Below are 4,757 nucleotides of genomic sequence, written 5' to 3' on the forward strand. Positions count from 1 at the left end.
ACACTATACTTTATATTCATAAAGTGTGTGCTCTGCGAGGCTGTCGGCAGTGCCGACCAAAACCATAAAACCTTTAAGACCTTTCTTTTTTTTACGAGAAAAAAGAAACAAAAAAACCTGCCCTCTGCCACCTCAGCAAAGGGGGGTTTTGCTCTCGTGCTCGTTTAAAAATCAGCAAGGGACAGGTAGTATTTTTTGAGAAGATCACTCAAAAAATCTCCACCTTTAAACCCTTGCCAATTTTTATTTTGTCCGTTTTGTCTAGCTTACCGAAAGCCAGACTCAGCAAGAATAAAATTTTTATTGTCTTTCGGTTTTCTAGTGTAACGGACAAAACCACTCAAAATAAAAAAGATACAAGAGAGGTCTCTCGTATCTTTTATTCAGCAATCGCGCCCTTTAATGGAACAAAAAGATTTGAATTCCTGTTATAAAAAAAGGATCAATTTTGAACTCTCTCCCAAAGTTGATCCCTTAACGATTTAGAAATCCCTTTGAGAATGTTTATATACATTCAAGGTAACCAGCCAACTAATGACAATGATTCCTGAAAAAAGTAATAACAAATTACTATACAGATAAGTTGACTGATCAACTTCCATAGGTAACAACCTTTGATCAAGTAAGGGTATGGATAATAAACCACCTACAATTGCAATACCTGTTCCCTCTGATAAAAAGCTGGTAAAGTTAAGCAAACTCATTCCAGCACCAGCTTCCTGCTGTTTCAAGCTACTTGAAACAATTGTTGATATAACTGTTTTGGTGAACGAAAGCCCACCTAAAACAAATACGATTATAATTGTCATGAACCATGATGTTGTTTCTAAAAGAAAGGAAGCAGTTAAAAAGCTAACAGAAAGAAATGTAACTCCGATGTTTAACACGTATAAAGGACCTCTTCTATCAACAAGTATCCCACCAATGTAGCCGAAAATAATGACACTCATTGTTCCAGGGAAAATAATTACACTTCCGATTTCGGCAGTACTTAGCTGGTGAACATCTTTCATCATATAAGGAACCATAGAGACAAACCCTGCTACTGTTCCAAATATAATTCCCCCACAAAGAACTCCAATCATAAAAGGTATATTTTTCCCTAATCCGGGATCAACAAAAGGATCTGTTACTTTCCTGATATGTTTTACAAATATCAGGAATGACAGCACGCTAACGATAAGAAAAGAAATGCTATATGATGTTGTAAACAACATAAAAAATACAATGCCTACAGACATTAGTATAATTCCTTTGATATCAAAATGACCTTTTATCCTTACTTCTTTCTTTAATAATTTCATAAGAAACGGAACAGTGATAATTGTTATCATAGGAATGAGTAGAAGATAGGACCAATGAATATAATGGGCTATCATTCCACCAATCGCTGGACCGACTCCTTCTCCCATGGCTACTATCGATCCAATAAGACCAAATGCTTTACCCCTATTTTCCTTTGGAATATAGCGCGCAACTACAACCATTACGAGTGCTGGAAATGCAGCTGCACCAGCCCCTTGAATAAAACGAGCCATAATAAGTAAGGAAAAGAAAGAATGGCCAACAAACCCAATTACCGACCCGAAACAATTTATTATAATTCCAAATAGGAGTAACCTTTTGATGCCTAATTGATCAGATAGCTTTCCATATACAGCTGTTCCAATGGAAAAGGTTAACATAAAGGCTGTGTTCACCCAGTTTGTACTCGCAGGTGGTTTATTAAAATCATTTGCAATATCAGGTAATGAGACGTTCAAAACCATTTCATTTAATACGCTAAAAAAAGATAAAATGCAAAGCCAAATTAAAATTTGGTTGTGTCGTAAATTCGATTGTGAATAGGATGTATTCACATTTCACCCTCCAATAATGAGGGCAGACGTAGTTTATAGGGTTAATGATACGCTTCCCTCTTTTAATTGAACCCTGTTACATTCATTACACTTCATAATTAATTCCTCCTAAACTTGATTAAAACATTTTACCACATATAAACTAAGTTTTAAATTCAGTATTTCATCACTTATACAACAATATGGCCCGTTTGTTGAACTACTCTTTAATAAAATAATTTTTCCGTTCCCAATTCCACATTGCAATAATAGAAAATCCATCTTCATCGGCTTTTTCGTCATCATCTGTATGAATCAAATCGCCTTCTTCTGTGTCATCAAGGTTTAATTTTTTATGTATTTCTTTTAACAAACCACCATAGGAGATTAACCTTTTACGGTGTAAACCTTCCTCCAAATCAGACAAACGTTTCAAATTCTTTTCTTCATCATCGGTCATAAAATCCGTATCCTTTACAGGATATTTTGCAGTTTCGTCAATTGCCGATTGTATATCCGATTTATATTTATTTTTCGGTCGAATCATTTGAACTTTTACATTTGGATCATAGTCTAATTTCATTGCCTTTTTCCAAAATTGAATCCATTGTTTTTGATTCACGTAGTTTTCTGTATTCTTAAAATAAGTTGGTTCCACACATACCAATACATGCATGTGCTGATTATAAGAATTATCTTTATTATTTATTGTCACTTCCGTTGCACGCATAAAACCAACAAGATTTTTATTAATTTTTTTATATTGCATCATTCGGCGAAATCCTTGAGCCATATCTGACAAACTCTTATTTAATTCTTCGCCATCATAAACATTTTTAACTGTTAATGTGAGAAACAACCAACGAACTGTTGGCTTTTGTTTAATAACTTCAGCAACAACCTTTTGTGACTGAATGCCATGTTTCATTGCTCTCCTCCAGTTGCACATTGGACAAAGCCTGGATTTACAAAACCACACTCGATACAACTTTCTTTCGCCTGTTTCACGATTTTGTTTATACTCTAATATTTCAGCACAATCTTTTACTCTTTCAGCCTTTTTAAATTCAAGAATATGCAGAAGTTCAAAGTAATCAACATTAGCGATTTTCTTTTCTCTCCATGGTCTCACTTTTCCACTTTTTGTCTTGTCCACTAAAACCCTTGATTTTTCATCTGAATAAATGCTACTATTAGGACACATAATATTAAAAGAAACCCCCATCTATTTAGTTATTTGTTTGGTCACTTATAACTTTAACAGATGGGGTTTTTCTGTGCAACCAATTTTAAGGGTTTTCAATACTTTAAAACACATACATACCAACACTTCAACGCACCTTTCAGCAACTAAAATAAAAATGACGTTATTTCTATATGTATCAAGATAAGAAAGAACAAGTTCAAAACCATCAAAAAAAGACACCTTTTCAGGTGCTTTTTTTATTTTATAAACTCATTCCCTGATCTCGACTTCGTTCTTTTTTTACCTCTCGGTTATGAGTTAGTTCAAATTCGTTCTTTTTAGGTTCTAAATCGTGTTTTTCTTGGAATTGTGCTGTTTTATCCTTTACCTTGTCTACAAACCCCTTAAAAACGTTTTTAAAGGCTTTTAAGCCGTCTGTACGTTCCTTAAGGAATTCCTTAGTGCTTTCATAGATTAAACTCACATCACGCTTTAAATCGCTTATTTTAGACTTTAAAGACTTGTTTTCTTCAAGCAACTCATTATAATCATTTACATTTTCATTAAATCGCTCTACAAGACCACTATATTTTTCTTTAACTTGCCCATGTTCTTTACTTAATTTTTTATATTCTCTCGCCATATCAGTACTCATGAGATTTCTAACATGCTGTTTTAACCTATCGTTATCTCTCGCAGCAGTCACTAAGTTTTTATAATCACGCTCCGATATAACAACATTTTTGGTTGGTTTCTTTTCTGTTTTCATTATTTCTTTTCCCAAACCAAACATGGACTTTTCACCCGTTGGCACTTCAACACTTTTCATGTGTCGTTTCGCTGGTACTTCTAAATCTGATTTAACTTTATCGCTATAAGCAGTCCATTCATCTTTTTTAACTGCTAAATTTTTTTCTAGAAAATCAATCTCTTTTTCCAAAGTTTGTTTTTTAAATTTAGCTGTCTCAATATGTTTACGGTCAGAGCCACGTTCACCACGCTTCAACTCAAAACCCTGTTTTTTCATATGCTCGGGGAATTTATCTTGTAGCCATAACAGTTCTTGACGATTAAACACATTTTTTCCTTGCAGTTTTCCATCACGCATAGGCACAACACCTAAATGCATGTGAGGGGTTTGCTCATCATTATGAACTGTTGCATAAGCAATATTTTGCTTGCCATATCGTTCGGAAAATAATTTATAACTTTCCTCAAAAAATCGTTTTTGTTCTCCTGGATCCAGTTGCTCAAAAAAATCTCGGTCAGATGTTACTAGCAACTCATTTACAAGAACAGCATCTTTCCTCGTTTTTCTTGTACCTGTTTTTTGTGATTCAATAATTTCTTTGACACGTTCGTTGTAATCAATATTTTTATCATTTTTCAAATCATAATTTTCACGTGTTCGCTCATGGTCAATATCATCATTCGTTCTACTTTTTCGCTCTCTTTGATTATGAAATTGCATGCCTTTTAGTCCAGCTGATTTCACTTTTTGCATTCTACAAACTGCATAACTCATATGTAAATCGCTCCTTTTTAGGTGGCACAAATGTGAGGCATTTTCGCTCTTTCCGGCAACCACTTCCAAGTAAAGTATAACACACTATACTTTATATTCATAAAGTGTGTGCTCTGCGAGGCTGTCGGCAGTGCCGACCAAAACCATAAAACCTTTAAGACCTTTCTTTTTTTTACGAGAAAAAAGAAACAAAAAAACCTGCCCTCTG

The 4,757-nt window shown here is 34.3% G+C and carries 4 protein-coding genes; all 4 read right to left on the reverse strand.

Annotation, left to right across the window (positions count from 1 at the left end):
- Nucleotides 1-482: 482 nt before the first annotated feature.
- Nucleotides 483-1,859: a tetracycline efflux MFS transporter Tet(L) gene (tet(L), locus tag ACF91D_RS29385; RefSeq protein ID WP_001574277.1), complete on the reverse strand. Its 1,377-nt coding sequence runs from the start codon at nucleotides 1,857-1,859 to the stop codon at nucleotides 483-485.
- 33 nt (nucleotides 1,860-1,892) lie between these two features.
- Complete coding sequence (locus ACF91D_RS29390; protein WP_012779615.1) at nucleotides 1,893-1,955, reverse strand: tetracycline resistance efflux system leader peptide; 63 nt, start codon at nucleotides 1,953-1,955, stop codon at nucleotides 1,893-1,895.
- A gap of 103 nt (nucleotides 1,956-2,058) precedes the next feature.
- Nucleotides 2,059-3,042, reverse strand: a complete 984-nt coding sequence (locus ACF91D_RS29395) for a protein rep (RefSeq protein WP_000336291.1) — start codon at nucleotides 3,040-3,042, stop codon at nucleotides 2,059-2,061.
- A 244-nt stretch (nucleotides 3,043-3,286) separates the two neighbouring features.
- Entirely contained in the window at nucleotides 3,287-4,549 is a 1,263-nt protein-coding gene (mobV, locus tag ACF91D_RS29400; protein ID WP_000119405.1) for a MobV family relaxase, read from the reverse strand.
- Between the last annotated feature and the right edge of the window lie 208 nt (nucleotides 4,550-4,757).

It is taken from the genome of Staphylococcus sp. 231237_7MaSpsaltlick (genome assembly GCF_043107035.1).

What these genes read in the sequence shown, in the direction of transcription:
- mobV (WP_000119405.1), bottom strand. Translation starts at nt 4,549, where the DNA reads ATGAGTTATGCAGTTTGTAGAATGCAAAAAGTGAAATCAGCTGGACTA.
- ACF91D_RS29395 (WP_000336291.1), bottom strand. Translation starts at nt 3,042, where the DNA reads ATGTGTCCTAATAGTAGCATTTATTCAGATGAAAAATCAAGGGTTTTA.